The 17,569-nt window shown below is 63.2% G+C and carries 13 protein-coding genes; 11 read left to right on the top strand and 2 right to left on the bottom strand.

Translation table 11 applies throughout. The features are described from left to right. Nucleotides 1-8 precede the first annotated feature (8 nt). Nucleotides 9-3,305: a PAS domain S-box protein gene (locus tag CXQ80_RS16605; protein ID WP_101321433.1), complete on the bottom strand. Its 3,297-nt coding sequence runs from the start codon at nt 3,303-3,305 to the stop codon at nt 9-11. Between the two features lie 61 nt (nt 3,306-3,366). Then, nucleotides 3,367-4,245, bottom strand: a complete 879-nt coding sequence (locus CXQ80_RS16600; protein ID WP_101321431.1) for a LysR family transcriptional regulator — start codon at nt 4,243-4,245, stop codon at nt 3,367-3,369. 130 nt (nt 4,246-4,375) lie between these two features. On the opposite strand from CXQ80_RS16600, the gene leuC reads away from it, so the two are divergent. The 11 genes from leuC to CXQ80_RS16545 all read left to right on the top strand — a co-directional run bounded on the left by leuC (nt 4,376) and on the right by CXQ80_RS16545 (nt 17,481). Further along, nucleotides 4,376-5,809, top strand: coding sequence for a 3-isopropylmalate dehydratase large subunit (leuC, locus tag CXQ80_RS16595; protein WP_101321429.1), 1,434 nt, complete (start codon nt 4,376-4,378; stop codon nt 5,807-5,809). Next, on the top strand, nt 5,806-6,450 hold the full coding sequence (gene leuD / locus CXQ80_RS16590) for a 3-isopropylmalate dehydratase small subunit (RefSeq protein WP_101321427.1): 645 nt from the start codon (nt 5,806-5,808) through the stop codon (nt 6,448-6,450). The genes leuC and leuD overlap by 4 nt, the downstream gene beginning before the upstream one ends. Nucleotides 6,451-6,528: 78 nt before the next feature. Beyond that, nucleotides 6,529-7,611: a 3-isopropylmalate dehydrogenase gene (gene leuB / locus CXQ80_RS16585; protein WP_101321425.1), complete on the top strand. Its 1,083-nt coding sequence runs from the start codon at nt 6,529-6,531 to the stop codon at nt 7,609-7,611. Nucleotides 7,612-7,675: 64 nt separating this feature from the next. Then, complete coding sequence (asd, locus tag CXQ80_RS16580) at nt 7,676-8,788, top strand: aspartate-semialdehyde dehydrogenase (protein ID WP_101321423.1); 1,113 nt, start codon at nt 7,676-7,678, stop codon at nt 8,786-8,788. 139 nt (nt 8,789-8,927) lie between these two features. After that, the gene (locus tag CXQ80_RS16575; protein ID WP_101321421.1) at nt 8,928-9,932 is read left to right on the top strand and encodes an aspartate-semialdehyde dehydrogenase; all 1,005 of its coding nucleotides are present in this window, start codon (nt 8,928-8,930) and stop codon (nt 9,930-9,932) included. Nucleotides 9,933-10,003: 71 nt separating this feature from the next. Further along, complete coding sequence (locus CXQ80_RS16570; RefSeq protein ID WP_101321419.1) at nt 10,004-12,748, top strand: FimV/HubP family polar landmark protein; 2,745 nt, start codon at nt 10,004-10,006, stop codon at nt 12,746-12,748. 119 nt (nt 12,749-12,867) lie between these two features. Continuing rightward, on the top strand, nt 12,868-13,722 hold the full coding sequence (gene truA, locus CXQ80_RS16565) for a tRNA pseudouridine(38-40) synthase TruA (protein WP_101321417.1): 855 nt from the start codon (nt 12,868-12,870) through the stop codon (nt 13,720-13,722). 58 nt (nt 13,723-13,780) lie between these two features. Then, complete coding sequence (locus CXQ80_RS16560) at nt 13,781-14,401, top strand: phosphoribosylanthranilate isomerase (protein WP_101321415.1); 621 nt, start codon at nt 13,781-13,783, stop codon at nt 14,399-14,401. A gap of 239 nt (nt 14,402-14,640) precedes the next feature. Then, nucleotides 14,641-15,540: an acetyl-CoA carboxylase, carboxyltransferase subunit beta gene (gene accD / locus CXQ80_RS16555; protein ID WP_101321413.1), complete on the top strand. Its 900-nt coding sequence runs from the start codon at nt 14,641-14,643 to the stop codon at nt 15,538-15,540. After that, entirely contained in the window at nt 15,540-16,847 is a 1,308-nt protein-coding gene (gene folC, locus CXQ80_RS16550; protein WP_101321411.1) for a bifunctional tetrahydrofolate synthase/dihydrofolate synthase, read from the top strand. Before accD ends, folC begins: the two co-directional genes overlap by 1 nt. After that, entirely contained in the window at nt 16,831-17,481 is a 651-nt protein-coding gene (locus CXQ80_RS16545; RefSeq protein WP_101321409.1) for an SPOR domain-containing protein, read from the top strand. Before folC ends, CXQ80_RS16545 begins: the two co-directional genes overlap by 17 nt. Nucleotides 17,482-17,569 lie beyond the last annotated feature (88 nt).

The raw sequence follows: 17,569 nt of genomic DNA, 5'->3' as shown, positions 1-17,569 counted from the left end.
CCGCCTGATCAATAATCCGCCGGTGCCTCAAGTAACATTTGCCTGAACTCGCTCAGCGGCAACGGTCGGCTATGCAAATACCCCTGATACAAATGGCAACCCAGCCGCTCCAGAAACTCCAATTGCTCGCTCAGCTCGACGCCCTCGGCAATGATCGTCAACTCAAGGCTGCGGGCCATGGCGACGATGGCGCGGACGATCTCGGCATCATTTGGATCTATCGGCGCATCGCGCACGAATGACTGGTCGATCTTCAAGGTATCCACCGGCAGCCGCTTGAGATAGGTCAGCGACGAGTAACCGGTGCCGAAGTCATCCATGGCAAAACTCACGCCGTAGCCTTTGAGTTCACGCATCTTGGCGATGGTGTCCTCCAGATTCTGGATCACGATGCCCTCGGTAATCTCCAGCTTGAGCATGTGCCGGGGCAAGCGATAGTCGTCCAGGCTGCGCAGCACTCTGCCGACAAAGTCGTTCTGGCGGAACTGCCGCGGGCTGATATTCACGCACAGGCTGAACTCGTCCGCCTTGATCAGGCCGTCGCTGAGCATGCCGGCGCAGGCATCACAGGCCTCGTCGAGAATCCAGCTGCCCACCTCCAGAATCAGCCCGCTTTCTTCCAGCACCTGGATGAACTGCGAGGGCGGTTGCTGCCCCAGTTGCGGGTGATGCCAGCGCAGCAGTACTTCAGCGCCGACAATGCGATTGTCGCGGGCATCCACCTGCGGCTGAAAGTGCAGCGCCAGTTCGCCGCGGGCCAACGCCTGGCGCAGATCATTCTCCATGCGCAGGCGTTCACTGGCGGCCTTCTGCATGGTGGTGTGGTACAGCTGGGTGGTGTTGCGCCCAGAGTCCTTCGCCCGGTACAGGGCAATGTCGGCGCGCTTGAGCAAGTCGGCAGGCGTAGCCCCATGATCGGGGATCAAGGCAACGCCAATGCTGGGGGTGACTTGCAGGCGTTGGCCGTCCAGAGACATCGGCTCAGCGAGCAATTCGCGCAGGGTATCGGCCAGTTCGCGGACCTTGCCTTCAACCGCCTCGCGGCTGCCTTCCAGGCCGCTGAGCAAGACCACGAACTCGTCGCCGCCCAGGCGCGCCACGGTGTCTTCCAGGCGCACGCTGGCCTCGAGCCGGGCGGTGATGACCTTGAGCACGATGTCGCCGACCGGGTGACCGAGTGAGTCGTTGATGTGCTTGAAGTGATCGAGGTCGAGAAACAGCAGCGCGCCGCGCAGGTTGTGCCGCTTGAGCAAGGCGATCTGCTGGCTCAGGCGGTCCATCAGCAGGGCGCGGTTGGGCAGGTTGGTGAGCGGGTCGTGGTACGCCAGGTGGCGAATCTGCGCCTGGGCGTTTTTCAGCTGGCTGACGTCGCGCGCGGTCAGCAGCAGGCATTCGGTGGCATTCAGGGTAATCGGCTCGACCGACACTTCCACCGTCAGCAGCTCGCCGCGTTTGTTGCGTCCGAGCATCTCGCGGTGGTGCACCCGCCCGCGCAGTTTGATCTCGCTGAGCAAGGTCGCTCGTTGCGTGTCGTCGGCCCAGATGCCGAGCTCGTGCACGGTACGCCCGATCACTTCGTCAATGCTGTAGCCCGTCAGGCGGCAGAAGCCGTCGTTGACTTCCAGGTACAGGCCGCTGGCGCGCACGGTTATGGTGATGGCGTCGGGGCTGGAGTGAAACGCCTTGGCGAACTTCTCTTCACTGGCCTTGATTGCCGCTTCGGCGCGCTGCTGCTGAGTGATGTCACGCAGTGAGGTCACGCTGCAGGGCTGGTTATCGACCATGATCAGGCGGCTGGAAATGACACAGGTCATGGGCGCGCCACTACGATGGTTGACCACGACTGCGACGTTGCTCAGCGCCCGTTCGCGGATCACGTGTTCGATACGCTGGGCGCGCTCTGCGGTTTCTGCCCACAGGCCGATCTGCTCGGCGGTGCGGCCGAGCACCTGTTGCGCGCTCCAGCCAAAGGTCTGGCTGAAGGCCGGGTTGATCTCGATGAACTGGCCATTGTCCTGGCGGGTTACGCAGATTGGGTCGGGGCTGACCTGGAACAGGCTGGCGAACTTTTCTTCAGAGGCGCTCAGGCGCTGCTCGCGCTCGACCTGGTCGGTGATGTCGAGCAGGGTGCCAGCCATGCGCAACGGATTGCCCTGCTCGTCACGGTAGAGGCGGGCGCGGCTTTCTATATAGCGCGCTGCGCCATTTTCCAGCTGCACCCGGTAGGTGATCTGGTAACTGCCCGCCGGGCCTTCGCGCAAGCTGCGATAAGACTGGCGCATGGCCTCACGCTCCTGTTCAGGCACACCTTCGAAAAACGCTTCGAAGGATTCATGAAACGGCACCGGCTCCAGCCCATGCAGCTGCGCGGCGCGCGCCGAGCCGTAGAGCATGCCGCTGGGGATATGCCAGTCCCAGGTGCCCAGCTGGGCAGAGTCCAGCGCCAGGTCGAGGCGTTCCTGGCTGTCCTTGAGGGCAAGCTCGGCGCGCTTGCGCTCGCTGGTATCGACAAAGGTAGTGAGTAGAAACGCTATGCCCTCCAGTTCGATGCTCTGGGTGCACAGGATGCCGTCGTGGACCTTGCCGCCGCTGCCGCGAAACTGCACTTCCATAGTGATCGGCCCGGTGCTGTAGCGGGTCGCCTCCAGTACCTGCTGGCGCTGTTCCGGATGCACCCACAGGCCCAGTTCGATACTGGTCTTGCCGACGATCTGCGCCCCGGGCCAGCCGAACATGTCTTCAAAATGCTGGTTGACCTCGAACAGCATGCCGTCTTTGCGCCGACTCAACAGAATGGCATTGGGGCTCATGTGAAACAGGCTGGCAAAGCGTTTTTCCGAGTTGATCAAGGCCGTTTCGCGGTCGCGCTGGCGGGTGATTTCGCGGATCACGCCGATCATCTGCCGGCGGCCATTACCGTCGTGGGTCAGGCTGCCGCTGACTTCCAGCCAGTGCAGGCTGCCGTCGGGCCAGCGAATCCGATGACGCATGGCCTGCTCGATGGGCTCGCCATTGACCACCGCCTGAAACGCCAGGCGGGTGCGCGCGCGGTCTTCCTCCGGGAGCAGTTCAAGGTAGTCGATATCACTGGGCAAAGGCTGCTGCGGATCGAAGCCGAACAGCGCCTGGGTGCCTCGCGACCAACTGATTCGGCCACTGTCGATATCCCACAGCCAAGCGCCCAATTGCGCGCCATTGAGTGCCGCCAGCAACTGCGGGGCGTTCTGCCAGGCCAACTCCGAGTCCTGCGGGTCGACAGCAGGAATACGCGGCAAGCGCGGAAAACGGTTAGCTGATTTGGGCATCGATACCAGACCTTTGGCGAGTGACCTGTCCCTGAGAGTGGTGTGCCGCCCCGACGAACCGTCAGGCGCTGCCGGCGTGACTGTCGAGCAGGGCCATGAATGCCTTGGCGGCATTCGAAAGGGTGCGCTCGGTGTGCAGAATGTAGCCTAGCTGCCGCGTCAGCTTTACGCCGGGCAAAGCGATAGGCGCAACCTGATCATCGAGCATGGTCCGCGGCAGCACGCTCCAGGCAAGGCCGATCGAGACCATCATCTTGATGGTTTCCAGGTAGTTGGTGCTCATCGCGATGTTGGGTGTCAGGCCCTGGCTTTCGAACAGGCGCTGGACAATGTGGTGGGTAAAGGTATTGCCGCCGGGAAACACTGCCGGATGGCGGGCGACGTCAGCCAGGCTCACTGTCTCGCTGCTGGCCAGCGGGTGCTCGGGGGCAGCCACCAGATCCAGCGGATCGTCCCAGACCGGCACCGCGCGCACCAGATTGTGCGGTTCGGGGGCCAGGGTAATTACCGCGATTTCAGCCCGGCCGTGGAGTATTTCATCGTAGGCCGCTTCTGAATCGAGGAACTGAATATCCAGCGCAACCAGGGGGTACTGACGGGTGAAAGCCCGCAATAACGGTGGCAGGCGGTGCAGGCCGATGTGGTGGCTGGTCGCCAGGGTCAGCCTACCCGTGACTTCACCGGTCAGATTGCTCAGGGCGCGTCGTGTATCGTCGAGTACATTGAGTATCTGGTAGGCACGCGGGAGCAGGGCGCGGCCGGCCTCGGTCAGGGTCACTTCGCGGCCCAGCCGATCGAACAGGCGAACATCAAGTTGCTGCTCAAGGCCAGCGATGCGTTTGCTGATGGCGGGCTGAGTCAAATGCAGGCGTTCTCCTGCGCCAGAAAAACTGCCGGTCTCGGCGATGGCGATAAACGCACTGAGGTTGGCCAGGTCCACTGCTGGTATTCCTTTTGGTTATCCAGAGCATAAAAATTATCAATTTGAGTTATTCAATCTAAACCCATAGCATCGTCCGTACAAGCCAAGGGGTTATTGGCATAGAAAGACGCTGATGAGGAACAGTCTGATGGCCGGCAAAACGCTTTACGACAAGCTCTGGGATGCGCATGAGGTCAAGCGACGCGACGATGGTTCGTCATTGATCTACATCGATCGCCACATCATTCACGAAGTGACGTCGCCCCAGGCATTCGAAGGCCTGCGTCTGGCCAAGCGGCAGCCGTGGCGGATCGACGCCAACATCGCTACGCCCGATCACAACGTGCCGACTACCCCTGAGCGCAAAGGCGGCATCGAGGCCATCGCTGACCAGGTGTCGCGTTTGCAAGTGCAGACCCTCGATGAAAACTGTGACGAATACGGCATCGTCGAATTCAAGATGAACGACATTCGCCAGGGCATCGTTCACGTCATCAGCCCAGAGCAGGGCGCCACCTTGCCGGGCATGACCGTGGTCTGTGGCGACTCGCACACCTCGACTCACGGCGCTTTCGGCGCACTGGCCCACGGCATCGGCACTTCCGAGGTCGAGCATGTGCTCGCCACCCAGTGCCTGGTCGCAAAAAAAATGAAGAACATGCTGGTCCGTGTCGAGGGCCAGCTGGGCGAAGGCGTGACCGCCAAGGACATCGTCCTTGCCGTGATCGGCAAGATCGGCACCGCCGGCGGTAACGGCCATGCCATGGAATTTGCTGGCAGCGCCATCCGCGACTTGTCGATGGAAGGCCGCATGACCATCTGCAACATGTCCATCGAGGCCGGCGCCCGAGTTGGCCTGGTCGCTGTCGACCAGACCACCATCGATTACGTCGAAGGCCGCCCTTACGCGCCGACTGTCAGCCAGTGGCCGCAAGCGGTTGCCGCCTGGCGAGGGCTGGTGTCCGACACCGATGCGGTATTCGATACCGTGGTCGAGCTCGACGCCGCACAGATCAAGCCACAGGTCAGCTGGGGCACCTCGCCGGAGATGGTCCTGGCCGTTGACCAGCGTGTACCGGATCCAGCTGCCGAGCCGGATCTGGTCAAACGTGGCTCGATCGAGCGCGCGCTCAAGTACATGGGCCTGAGTGCCAACCAGGCGATCACCGATATTCGTCTCGATCGGGTGTTCATCGGCTCGTGCACCAACTCGCGCATCGAAGACCTGCGCGCTGCCGCCGAAGTCGCCAAGGGCCGCAAGGTCGCCGCTACCGTCAAGCAGGCGATGGTGGTACCGGGCTCGGGCCTGGTCAAGGCTCAGGCCGAGAAGGAAGGGCTGGACAAGATCTTCATCGAAGCCGGCTTCGAATGGCGTGAACCGGGCTGCTCGATGTGCCTGGCGATGAACCCGGATCGGCTGGAAAGCGGCGAGCATTGCGCGTCGACCTCCAACCGTAACTTCGAAGGTCGGCAGGGCGCCGGTGGTCGTACCCACCTGGTCAGCCCGGCAATGGCCGCCGCTGCCGCGGTGACCGGCCACTTCATCGATGTCCGCGAGTTGATTCAAGGGAGCGCAGCATGAAAGCCTTTACCCAGCACACCGGCCTGGTTGCGCCATTGGATCGCGCCAACGTCGATACCGACCAGATCATCCCCAAGCAGTTTCTCAAGTCGATCAAGCGCACCGGCTTCGGCCCGAACCTGTTCGATGAATGGCGCTACCTGGACGTTGGCCAGCCATACCAGGACAACAGCAAGCGCCCGTTGAACATGGACTTCGTGCTCAACCACGAACGTTACCAAGGTGCCAGTGTGTTGCTCGCCCGGGAAAACTTCGGTTGCGGCTCGAGCCGTGAGCACGCCCCGTGGGCCCTCGACGAATATGGCTTTCGCAGCGTCATCGCGCCAAGCTTTGCTGATATCTTCTTCAACAACAGCTTCAAGAACGGCTTGTTGCCGATCATCCTCAGCGACGAAGAAGTCGACGAGTTGTTCAAGCAGGTCGAAGCCATTCCAGGCTATCAGCTGACCGTCGACCTGCAGGCGCAGGCCGTTACCCGTCCTGACGGCAAGGTGCTGCACTTCGAGATCGACGCCTTCCGCAAGCATTGCCTGCTCAATGGTCTCGACGACATTGGCTTGACCTTGCAGGATAGCGAGTCGATCCAGGCGTTCGAAGCCAGGCACCGCGCCAGCCAGCCATGGCTGTTCCGCGAAGCCTGAAGCAGCGCGCAGGTCGGGCATTAATTTTTGTTCGGCGCGGCCATGGCGGCGGCGCCGTTTGAACGGATAGAGAAAAGCATGAGCAAGCAGATTCTGATTCTCCCAGGTGACGGTATCGGCCCGGAAATCATGGCCGAAGCGGTCAAGGTACTGGAGCTGGCCAACGACAAGTTCCAGCTCGGTTTCGCCCTGGAGCACGATCTGATCGGTGGCGCTGCCATCGACGCCCATGGCGTGCCATTGGCGGATGCCACCCTGGAGCGTGCGCGCAACGCTGATGCGGTGCTGTTGGGCGCGGTCGGCGGGCCGAAGTGGGACAAGATCGAGCGGGACATTCGTCCAGAGCGCGGCCTGCTGAAGATTCGTGCGCAACTGGGCCTGTTCGCCAACCTGCGTCCTGCGATTCTCTACCCGCAACTGGCCGACGCCTCTTCGCTGAAGCCGGAAATCGTTTCGGGCCTGGACATCCTCATCGTCCGTGAACTCACCGGCGGCATCTACTTCGGCGCCCCGCGTGGCCAGCGCGAGCTGGAAGGCGGCGAGCGTCAGGCCTACGACACCCTGCCATACAGCGAAAGCGAAGTGCGCCGGATTGCCCGGGTCGGCTTCGACATGGCCCGCGTGCGCGGCAAGAAGCTGTGCTCGGTCGACAAGGCCAACGTACTTGCGTCCAGCCAGCTGTGGCGTGAAGTGGTTGAAGAGGTTGCCAAGGATTACCCAGACGTCGAACTCAGCCACATGTACGTCGACAACGCCGCCATGCAGCTGGTGCGGGCACCCAAGCAGTTCGATGTAATGGTTACCGACAACATGTTCGGCGACATTCTTTCGGATGAAGCGTCCATGCTCACCGGTTCCATCGGCATGCTGCCTTCGGCCTCGCTGGATGCCAACAACAAAGGCATGTACGAGCCATGCCACGGCTCGGCGCCAGACATCGCCGGCCAGGGCGTAGCCAACCCGTTGGCGACCATCCTGTCGGTGTCGATGATGCTGCGTTACAGCTTCAATCAGCAGGCTGCTGCCGAGGCAATCGAGCAGGCGGTCAGCCAGGTGCTCGATCAAGGCCTGCGCACGGGTGATATCTGGTCGACAGGCTGCAACAAGGTTGGCACCAAGGAAATGGGCGATGCAGTAGTCGCGGCGCTGCGGAATCTGTAATCTCTCTGGCCCGCTGCCAATATCTCTCGGTGGCGGCCCACTTTTTAGCAAAGGTGTAGTTGCGATGAAACGTGTAGGTCTGATCGGTTGGCGTGGAATGGTCGGTTCCGTGCTCATGCAGCGCATGCTGGAAGAGCAGGACTTCGACCTGATCGAGCCGGTGTTCTTCACCACCTCCAATGTCGGTGGCCAAGGTCCGAACGTGGGCAAGGATATTGCTCCGCTGAAGGACGCCTACAGCATTGAAGAGCTGAAGACCCTCGACGTCATTCTGACTTGCCAGGGCGGCGACTACACCAACGAGGTGTTCCCCAAGCTGCGCGAAGCCGGCTGGCAGGGTTACTGGATTGACGCTGCATCGTCGCTGCGTATGCAAGATGACGCGGTGATCGTCCTCGATCCGGTCAATCGCAAGGTGATCGACCAGCAGCTCGATGCCGGTACCAAGAACTACATCGGCGGCAACTGCACCGTCAGCCTGATGCTGATGGGCCTGGGTGGCCTGTTCGAAGCGGGTCTGGTCGAGTGGATGAGCGCCATGACCTACCAGGCCGCTTCCGGCGCTGGCGCGCAGAACATGCGCGAGCTGATCAAGCAGATGGGCGGCATCAACGCCGCCGTCAGCGAAGACCTGGCCAACCCGGCCAGCGCCATCCTCGACATCGACCGCAAGGTTGCCGAGGCCATGCGCAGCGAAGCCTTCCCTACCGAGAACTTCGGTGTGCCGCTGGCCGGTAGCCTGATCCCGTGGATCGACAAGGAGCTGCCCAACGGCCAGAGCCGTGAGGAATGGAAAGCCCAGGCCGAGACCAACAAGATCCTCGGCCGCTTCAAGAGCCCGATCCCGGTCGACGGCATCTGCGTGCGCATCGGTGCCATGCGTTGCCACAGCCAGGCGCTGACCATCAAACTCAACAAGGATGTGCCGCTGGCCGATATCGAAGGCATGATCAGCCAGCACAACCCATGGGTGAAACTGGTGCCGAACCAGCGTGAAATCAGCATGCAGGAGCTGAGCCCGACCAACGTCACCGGTACCCTCAACGTGCCGGTTGGTCGTCTGCGCAAGCTGAACATGGGCAGCCAGTACCTGGGCGCGTTCACCGTCGGTGACCAGCTGCTGTGGGGTGCTGCCGAGCCGCTGCGCCGCATGCTGCGGATTCTGCTGGAGCGCTGATTGCGTTTGCACTGAAGAAAAACCCGCGCTGTTGCCCAGCGCGGGTTTTTTTATGGGCGGTAGATGGCGCGGCCAAGGTACCCCCAGGCTGAGAATCCAAGTAAAGTGCCGCTCCCGCCGTTTCAGCAGAGGACTCCCCATGAGCCAACCCCTAGATATCGCCGTGATCGGCGCCACCGGCAGTGTCGGTGAAACCCTCGTGCAGATCCTCGAAGAGCTCGAATTCCCGGTGGGCACCCTGCATTTGCTGGCCAGCATGGAATCGGCTGGCAGCAGTGTGATGTTCGCCGGCAAAAAGGTGCGCGTGCGTGAGGTCGACAGTTTCGACTTCAGCCAGGTCAAGCTGGCCTTCTTTGCTGCGGGCCCGGCGGTCAGCCGCAGCTTCGCCAGCAAGGCCCATGCTGCCGGTTGCAGCGTGATCGACCTGTCCGGCGAGCTCGAGCACGCCGTTGCCCTGGTGCCAGAAGCCAATCCCGAGCAGGTGGCCGGCCTGAGCCTGCCCGCGCTGATCACCAGCCCAAGTGCCAGTGCCGTGGCCCTGGCGGTGGCGTTGGCGCCGCTCAAGGGCCTGCTCGATATCGAGCGGGTGCAGGTCATGGCCAGCCTGGCGGTGTCGGCCCAGGGCAAGGAAGCGGTGGGTGAGCTGGCCCGGCAGACCGCCGAGCTGCTCAATGCGCGGCCATTGGAGCCGCGCTTCTTCGATCGGCAGATCGCGTTCAACGTGTTGGCCCAGGTCGGCGCCGTTGATGCGCACGGCCACAGCGCGGTAGAGCGGCGCCTGGTCAATGAGCTGCGGGCGCTGCTGGATATGCCAGCGCTGAAGATTTCTGTGAGCTGCGTTCAAGTCCCGGTGTTTTTCGGCGATAGCTTGAGTGTGGCCGTGCAAAGCCGGCGCCCGGTGGATCTGGGTGCGGTGAACCAGGCGCTGGAGGCGGCGGCGAGCATCGAATTGGTCGAAGCGGATGATTATCCGACACCGGTGGGTGACGCAGTCGGCCAAGACGTGGTCTATGTTGGTCGTGTACGGCACGGAATTGATGAGCCAGAGCAGCTCAACCTTTGGCTGACCACCGACAACCTGCGCAAGGGTGCGGCACTCAACGCCGTGCAGGTCGGCCAATTGTTGCTTAAACACAGGCTGTAAAAGATACTGCTGAGCACTTTTGTCCTGCACCGCATGCAGGTTTCGGGACGATTCATACAAGGGAAGAGGTCATGCTTCGAATTCGCAAACTGGTTCTGGCCATGGCGGCAGCTTCGGCGCTGTCGTCTGGCATGGCCAATGCTCTGGGGTTGGGTGAGCTGACACTGAAGTCGGCGCAAAACCAACCGCTGGACGCTGAGATCGAACTGCTCGACGTTCGCGACCTCACCGCTGCCGAGGTGGCACCTAGCCTCGCTTCGCGCGAAGAGTTCGCCAAGGCCGGGGTGGCCTATCCGTCCTACGTCGAGGACCTGACCTTCACCACGGTGCTCAGCCCCAACGGCAAGAGCGTGTTGCGGGTTACTTCCAGTCGGCCGTTGCCGGAGCCGGTGGTCAAGTTCCTGGTGCAGGTAATGTGGCCGCAGGGGCGATTGCTGCGTGACTACAGCGTTCTCCTCGACCAAGCCCAGGCCCAAGGCGCGCAGCCTGCTGCAGCCAATATAAACCCGGCCGTGAGTGGTGCCGCCAACTACACCACCAAGCGCCGCGACACGCTTTGGCAGATTGCTGCGCGCAACAGCCAGGGTGGCTCGGTGCAGCAGACCATGCTGGCGATCCAGGCGCTCAACCCGGACGCGTTCATCGGCAACAACATCAACCAGCTCAAGGTCGGTCAGGTGCTGCGCCTGCCTGATCAGCAACAGATCCAGAGCATCCCGCAGGGTGAGGCCAATCGCGATGTGGCCGAGCAATATGCCGCCTGGCGTGAAGGGCGCAGGCTCGGGCCGCGCGCCCGCCAGCTCGATGCCACTCGCCGCGGTGCCGCTGAAGCCACGCCCGCGCAGATCGCTCAAGGCGACAACCTGCGCCTGGTGACCCCTGGCGGCAAGACCGCCAGGAACGATGCCAAGGCGGTCAGTGACAAGCTGGCCGTGGCCCAGGAAAGCCTGGACACCAGCCGTCGTGACAACGACGAACTGAAAAGCCGCATGACCGACCTGCAGAGCCAGCTGGACAAGCTGCAGCGTCTGATCCAGATGAAGAACGACCAGCTGGCCCGCCTTGAAGCCCAAGGCGCGGCCGAGCCAGACCCGGCCGCTGCAGCTGCGCTGCCTGGTGCAGAGACGCCTGCTCAGCCTGCTTTACCTGCTGTCGATGCGCAACTGGCCCCGGCCGAGCCGGTGGTTACACCTGCGCCAGCTGCTGTGGATACTGCGCCGCAAGTCGCTCCTGCAGACGAGGTCAAGCCGGAGCAGAGCGCTCTGGACCAGTTGCTCGGCAACCCGCTGTTGCTGGCGCTGATCGCCGGTTCCGCGCTGCTCGTGCTGCTGTTGCTCCTGCTCTTGCTGGCGCGTAAGCGCAAAGCCGACCAAGAGGCTGAAAAACACCTGCGCATGGCCCGTGCCTTGTCGGAGGAGGGCGAGCGCAACCCTGATCTGGATCTGCCACCTGGCAGCTTCGACGGTCTGGACATGTCGGCGCCGAGCGTGACCCTTGCACCAGCGGTAGTAGCAGCGTCGGCAGCAGCGGCGACAGCGGCCGAGAAACCGGCGGTGCCAGTTGCTCCGGTGGTGCCAGTGGTGGAGGCCGAGCCCGCAGCTCAAGCCGATACGACTGATCCACTGCTCGCGGAAGTCGACCTGAGCCTGGCTCGTGGTCGCCTGAATCACGCCGCCGACCTGCTCGAACCAGCGGTTGCTGCCGAGCCGGAACGCAGCGATCTGCGCCTCAAACTGATGGAAGTCTACGCGCGCCAGGGCGACCAAAACGCCTTTGTCGAGCAGGAACGCCAGTTGCCCGCCAACCCAGCCAATCAAGCCGAAGTCGAATCGCTGCGCGAGCGCTTCCCGGCCATGGTTGCAGTGGCAGCTGCCGGCCTCGGTGCTGCGGCGCTGGCCGCTGAGCTGGACGAGCAGTACGTACAGGAGCTGCTGCAGGACGAACAGGACATCCCGGCCGCTGTCGAGCCGGAGCCGGTGCTTGACGATCTGTCTTTCGAGCCCGAGCCGGTAATCACCGAGCCCGCACCTGCAGCAGAGCCTGAGCCCGAGCCGGCCGCACTGGCCGATATCGAACCGGTTGCCGAAGACGATCTGGACACTGCCTTCGACCTCAGTCTGGACGATGACCTGTTGCTGGATGAGCCACTGCAGGCGCAGCCCCAGGACGACCTCACGGTAACGCTGGACGATAATCCGCAAACCGAGCTGAGCGAGCCGGTTGAACCTGTCGCTGCCGCTACCGACGCGGACGATGATTTCGAAGCGCTGCTGGCACAGGCACAAGCCCAGGCCCAGGCCGAGCCGCAGGCCGTTGATGACCTGGCTGACTTCGACCTTGACGTCGGCGACGTAGCAGTCGAGCCGCCGGCAGCAGAGCCACCGGTAGATGTCGCGGCGGAACTGGCCGCATTCGACGAAATTCCCGAGTTCGATCCGATCTCCGAGCTGGAGCTGCCAGACGACTTCGATCTGTCGCTGTCGCTGGACGACGACTCGCCGGCAGCGCAGAACTTCGCCTCCGAGCTGGACGACGTCAACGCCGAACTCGACAAGCTGTCGCAGAGCCTGGAAACCCCGCCGCTCGAGCCGCAGTTCACGGCCGCCGATGCCGAGCAGGAGCTGGAGCCGCTGGACGATTTGGACTTCGACTTCTTCTCCGGCGCCGATGAGGTCGCGACCAAGCTTGACCTGGCGCGTGCCTACATCGACATGGGTGACCATCAAGGCGCGCGGGACATCCTTGATGAAGTGGTCAAGGACGGCGACGACACCCAGCGCAGCGAAGCTGAGGACATGCTCTCGCGTCTGGTCTAGTCAGCCAGTTCAGCAGAACGGGGCAGGGCCGACATGGCGCCTGCCCGGCAACGGCAGCCCTATCGGCTGCCGTTGTCGTTATACTGGCGCCTTTTGTTCCATCCACAGGTTTCAGTTACTTGGACATCATCGACATCGACCGGGCCGAATCGGCGGCCGAAGGCTTCTCCCGGATTGCCCTGGGCGTGGAATACAAGGGCGCCCGCTACCGTGGCTGGCAGCGCCAGACCAGTGGCGTACCGAGTGTTCAGCAGGCGCTTGAGCAGGCCCTGTCGAAGGTGGCCAATGCACCCATTACCGTGTCTTGCGCCGGGCGCACCGATGCCGGTGTGCATGCCAGTGGTCAAGTTGTGCATTTCGATACCAATGCGTTGCGCGACGAGCGTGCCTGGACCATGGGTACCAATTTCAATCTGCCCCACGACATCAGCGTGACCTGGGCGACGGTCATGCCGGCGGATTTTCACGCCCGCTTCAAAGCCAACGCCCGGCGTTATCGCTACGTCATCTACAATGATCCGATCCGCCCGGCGCACCTGGCCGAGGAAGTCACCTGGAACCACCGCCCACTCGACGTCGAGCGCATGGCCGAGGCCGCTCGATGCCTGCTCGGTACCCACGACTTCAGCGCCTTTCGCGCCAGCCAGTGTCAGGCCAAGTCGCCGGTCAAGGAGATGTACCACCTGCGCGTGACCCGGCACGGCCAGATGATCGTGCTCGACATCCGCGCCAGTGCCTTTCTGCACCACATGGTGCGTAACATCGCTGGTGTGTTGATGAGCATCGGCAGCGGTGAGCGGCCAGTGGCCTGGGCTCGTGAAGTGCTGGAAAGCCGCGACCGGCGCGAAGCCGGAGTTACCGCGCATCCGTATGGGCTGTACCTGGTGCAGGTCGAATATCCCGAGCCATTCGTGCTGCCTCAGCGTTACATCGGCCCACACTTTCTCAGCGGTTTCGATACCTTGGCGGACTGACGCGGCATCCAGCGTTTGCTACCATCCGCCCCCTATCGATTACCGAGGGTCGCCGTCCATGAGCAACGTGCGCAGCAAAATCTGCGGGATTACCCGCATCGAGGATGCCCTGGCTGCCGCCGACGCAGGCGCCGATGCCATTGGTCTGGTGTTCTACGCCAAGAGCCCGCGTGCGGTCGACGTGCACCAGGCGCGGGCGATCATCGCCGCGCTGCCGCCGTTCGTGACCACGGTCGGTTTGTTCGTCAATGCCTCACGCTGCGAACTCAACGAGATCCTCGAGGCGGTGCCGTTGGACCTGCTACAGTTCCACGGCGACGAAACCCCGAGCGACTGTACGGGCTTCAACCGGCCATACATCAAGGCCCTGAGGGTGCGCCCGGGGGATGATCTGGAGGCGGCTTGCCAGCACTACGCGGGTGCCAGCGGAATTCTGCTGGATACGTTCGTCGCCGGCGTGCCTGGTGGCACCGGCGAGGCGTTCGACTGGTCGTTGGTGCCGGCGCAGTTAAGCAAGCCGATCATCCTTGCCGGCGGCCTGAGCGCAGACAACGTCGCCCAGGCGATCGCCCAGGTGCAGCCGTATGCGGTGGATGTCAGCGGCGGCGTCGAGCAGGCCAAGGGCATCAAGGACGCGGCCAGGATCGAAGCGTTCATGCGCGCAGTGCGCCAGGCATGAGTGCAGATGTGACGGCTGGCCGCGCGCCATCGTCCATAGCTTTCGCAGCCTGGTGCTGCCCGGCGCGCGCTGTGGCGCAGCCGAACAGATTGAACACGGCCCGGTCGTCCGGCCGGCACCGCACTACCGCGGGCCACGGAACCGAGCTGGTAGCGAATCATTTGAAAAAAATTGAGCTCAAGGGCAGGGCTTGGCCGGCGTGACCGGTCCCCGTCCGTCAAATACTGGAGAGACGAAGCATGAGCAACTGGTTAGTCGACAAACTGATCCCTTCGATCATGCGTTCCGAGGTGAAGAAAAGCTCGGTGCCTGAAGGCCTTTGGCACAAGTGCCCGGCCTGCGAGAACGTGCTGTATCGCCCGGAGCTGGAAAAGACCCTCGACGTCTGCCCCAAGTGCAACCACCACATGCGTATCGGTGCCCGTGCGCGCATCGACATCTTCCTCGACGCCGAAGGCCGTGCCGAGCTGGGTGCCGATCTGGAACCGGTCGACCGCCTCAAGTTCCGCGATGGCAAGAAGTACAAGGACCGTCTGGTCGGCGCCCAGAAGCAGACCGGCGAGAAAGACGCCCTGATCTCCATGAGCGGCACCCTGATGGGCATGCCGGTCGTGGTCAGCGCCTTCGAATTCTCGTTCATGGGTGGCTCGATGGGTGCCGTGGTCGGTGAACGCTTCGTGCGTGCTGCCAACTATGCCCTGGAACATCGCTGCCCGATGATCTGCTTCTCCGCTTCCGGCGGTGCGCGCATGCAGGAAGCGCTGATCTCGCTGATGCAGATGGCCAAGACCTCGGCAGTGCTGGCGCGTCTGCGTGAAGAAGGCATCCCGTTCATTTCGGTGCTGACCGACCCGGTTTATGGCGGCGTTTCTGCTTCGCTGGCTATGCTCGGCGACGTGATCGTTGGCGAGCCCAAGGCGCTGATCGGCTTCGCCGGCCCGCGCGTAATCGAGCAGACCGTGCGCGAGAAGCTGCCAGAAGGCTTCCAGCGCAGCGAGTTCCTGCTGGAGCACGGTGCCATCGACCTGATCATCTCCCGTCCTGAACTGCGTCCACGTCTGGCCCGTCTGCTGGCGCAGATGACCGGTCAGCCAACGCCTGCCCAGGCCCTGGTGCAGGAAGTGGCGGCCGTCGCCTGATGAGCCAGCGCACCCTCGGCGAATGGCTCGCCTATCTCGAGCAGTTGCACCCTTCAGCCATCGACATGGGCCTGGAGCGTTCGCAGCAGGTGGCGCAGCGGCTCGGGCTGGGCAAGCTGGCGCCGCGGGTAGTGACGGTTACCGGCACCAACGGCAAGGGCTCGACCTGTGCCTTTGTCGCAGCGTTGCTCAAGGCCCAGGGCCTGCGCGTTGGCGTGTACAGCTCGCCGCACCTGCTGCGCTACAATGAGCGGGTGCGCATCGATGGCGTCGATGCCAGCGATGAGCGCCTGTGCGAGGCGTTTGTCGCCGTCGAGGCTGCACGCGGTGACACCTCCTTGACCTATTTCGAGATGGGCACCCTGGCGGCGTTCTGGCTGTTCGAGCGGTCGGTGCTGGATGCCGTGGTGCTTGAAGTCGGCCTCGGTGGGCGGCTGGATACCGTCAATCTTGTCGATGCCGATCTGGTGCTGGTCACCAGTATCGGCGTCGATCACGTCGAATACCTGGGCGACACGCGAGAGTCGGTGGCGTTCGAGAAGGCGGGCATCTTCCGTCCGGGCAAACCGGCCCTGTGTGGTGATCTCGAGCCGCCGCAGCCGTTGCTGGATAAAGCCCGCGAGCTGGACTGCCCGTTGTTCCTGCGCAGCCGCGATTTTGACTTGAGCCTGGCTACCGATAGCTGGCACTGGCGGGGGCGGACCCTGGATGGCGCGGCGGTCGAGCTGCATGGCCTGCCGTTGCTCGATCTGCCTATGGAAAACGCCGCGCTCGCGTTGCAGGCCTATCTGCTGATGGGGCTGGAGTGGGACGCGGCGCAGGTACGTCAGGCACTGCTGGATACGCGCATGACCGGTCGCCTCGACCGGCGTTCGCTGACTTGGCAGGGTACACCTGTCGAGGTCCTGCTGGATGTCGGCCACAACCCGCATGCGGCCGAGTACCTGGCACGACGGCTGGCTGCCAGGCCACCACTGGGCAAACGCCTGGCGGTGTTCGGCCTGCTCGCCGACAAGGACCTCGACGGCGTGCTCGCGCCGCTGCAGGGGCTGTTCGACAGCTGGGCCGTGGCACCGCTCGACACCCCGCGCAGTCGCCCGGCTGGCGAGCTTGCGCAGGCCTTGACGAACCTTGGCCAGTCGGTGAAGTCTTACCCCAGCGTCGAGGCCGCTTTGCAGGGCCAGTGCGCACACGCGACCGGCGATGATCAGATCGTGCTGTTCGGTTCGTTTTTCTGTGTTGCCCAGGCCTTGCAATGGCTTGCGCAGCAGGCTCCTGAGGGCGGAGTAAATGGCAGTGCTGGATAAGGGAATGAAACAGCGCATGGTCGGTGCGTTGGTGCTGGTTGCACTGGCGGTGATCTTCTTGCCGATGCTGTTCACCCGCGAAGACGAGATGCGCCAGGTCCGGGTCGATGCGCCCGAGGCCCCGGCTATGCCGAGCTTGCCGCAGGTGCAGGTCGAGACGATCCAGGTGCCCGAGCAGCAGCCGATTGTCGAGCAGCCACCGGTGGTGGTCGATGAGTCGATCGCGCCACCGTCCACGCCGAGCCAGCCGATCAGTGCTGCACCGTCGCCAGCGCCGGTAACTGCGCCAGCGCCTGCGCCGAAGGTCGAGAACCGTGCGCCGGTCACCGCGCCAGCCACCGCCAGCGCCGCCGCCACCAAGCCTGCCGCCGCGTCCAAGATCGATAGCAATGGTCTGCCGGTCAGTTGGTCGATCCAGTTGGCCAGTCTGTCCAACCGGGCCGGTGCCGACAACTTGCAAAAGACCCTGCGCAGCCAGGGTTACAACGCCTACATCCGCTCCGCCGATGGCATGAACCGGGTCTACGTCGGGCCGTTGATCGAGCGCGCCGAGGCCGAGCGGCTGCGTGATGTGATCAACCGCCAGCAGAAGCTCAAGGGCTTTGTCACCCGCTTCCAGCCCGAGCGCAACTGAGTCCGGAATGTCGCTTTGCCAGCGTCGCCAGCGCTGGTGAAGCAACACCCTGACATTCCGCTTACTCCCAGCCCGTTGCTCTGGTAAA

This window comes from Pseudomonas sp. 02C 26 (assembly GCF_002843585.1).
Taxonomy (GTDB): domain Bacteria; phylum Pseudomonadota; class Gammaproteobacteria; order Pseudomonadales; family Pseudomonadaceae; genus Aquipseudomonas; species Aquipseudomonas shirazensis.
The sequence above is the reverse complement of the archived record's forward strand: the minus strand, read 5'-3'. Positions and strand labels throughout refer to the sequence as shown.

What these genes read in the sequence shown, in the direction of transcription:
- CXQ80_RS16605 (WP_101321433.1), bottom strand. Translation starts at nt 3,305, where the DNA reads ATGCCCAAATCAGCTAACCGTTTTCCGCGCTTGCCGCGTATTCCTGCT.
- leuC (WP_101321429.1), top strand. Translation starts at nt 4,376, where the DNA reads ATGGCCGGCAAAACGCTTTACGACAAGCTCTGGGATGCGCATGAGGTC.
- leuD (WP_101321427.1), top strand. Translation starts at nt 5,806, where the DNA reads ATGAAAGCCTTTACCCAGCACACCGGCCTGGTTGCGCCATTGGATCGC.
- leuB (WP_101321425.1), top strand. Translation starts at nt 6,529, where the DNA reads ATGAGCAAGCAGATTCTGATTCTCCCAGGTGACGGTATCGGCCCGGAA.
- asd (WP_101321423.1), top strand. Translation starts at nt 7,676, where the DNA reads ATGAAACGTGTAGGTCTGATCGGTTGGCGTGGAATGGTCGGTTCCGTG.
- CXQ80_RS16575 (WP_101321421.1), top strand. Translation starts at nt 8,928, where the DNA reads ATGAGCCAACCCCTAGATATCGCCGTGATCGGCGCCACCGGCAGTGTC.
- CXQ80_RS16570 (WP_101321419.1), top strand. Translation starts at nt 10,004, where the DNA reads ATGCTTCGAATTCGCAAACTGGTTCTGGCCATGGCGGCAGCTTCGGCG.
- CXQ80_RS16560 (WP_101321415.1), top strand. Translation starts at nt 13,781, where the DNA reads ATGAGCAACGTGCGCAGCAAAATCTGCGGGATTACCCGCATCGAGGAT.
- accD (WP_101321413.1), top strand. Translation starts at nt 14,641, where the DNA reads ATGAGCAACTGGTTAGTCGACAAACTGATCCCTTCGATCATGCGTTCC.
- folC (WP_101321411.1), top strand. Translation starts at nt 15,540, where the DNA reads ATGAGCCAGCGCACCCTCGGCGAATGGCTCGCCTATCTCGAGCAGTTG.
- CXQ80_RS16545 (WP_101321409.1), top strand. Translation starts at nt 16,831, where the DNA reads ATGGCAGTGCTGGATAAGGGAATGAAACAGCGCATGGTCGGTGCGTTG.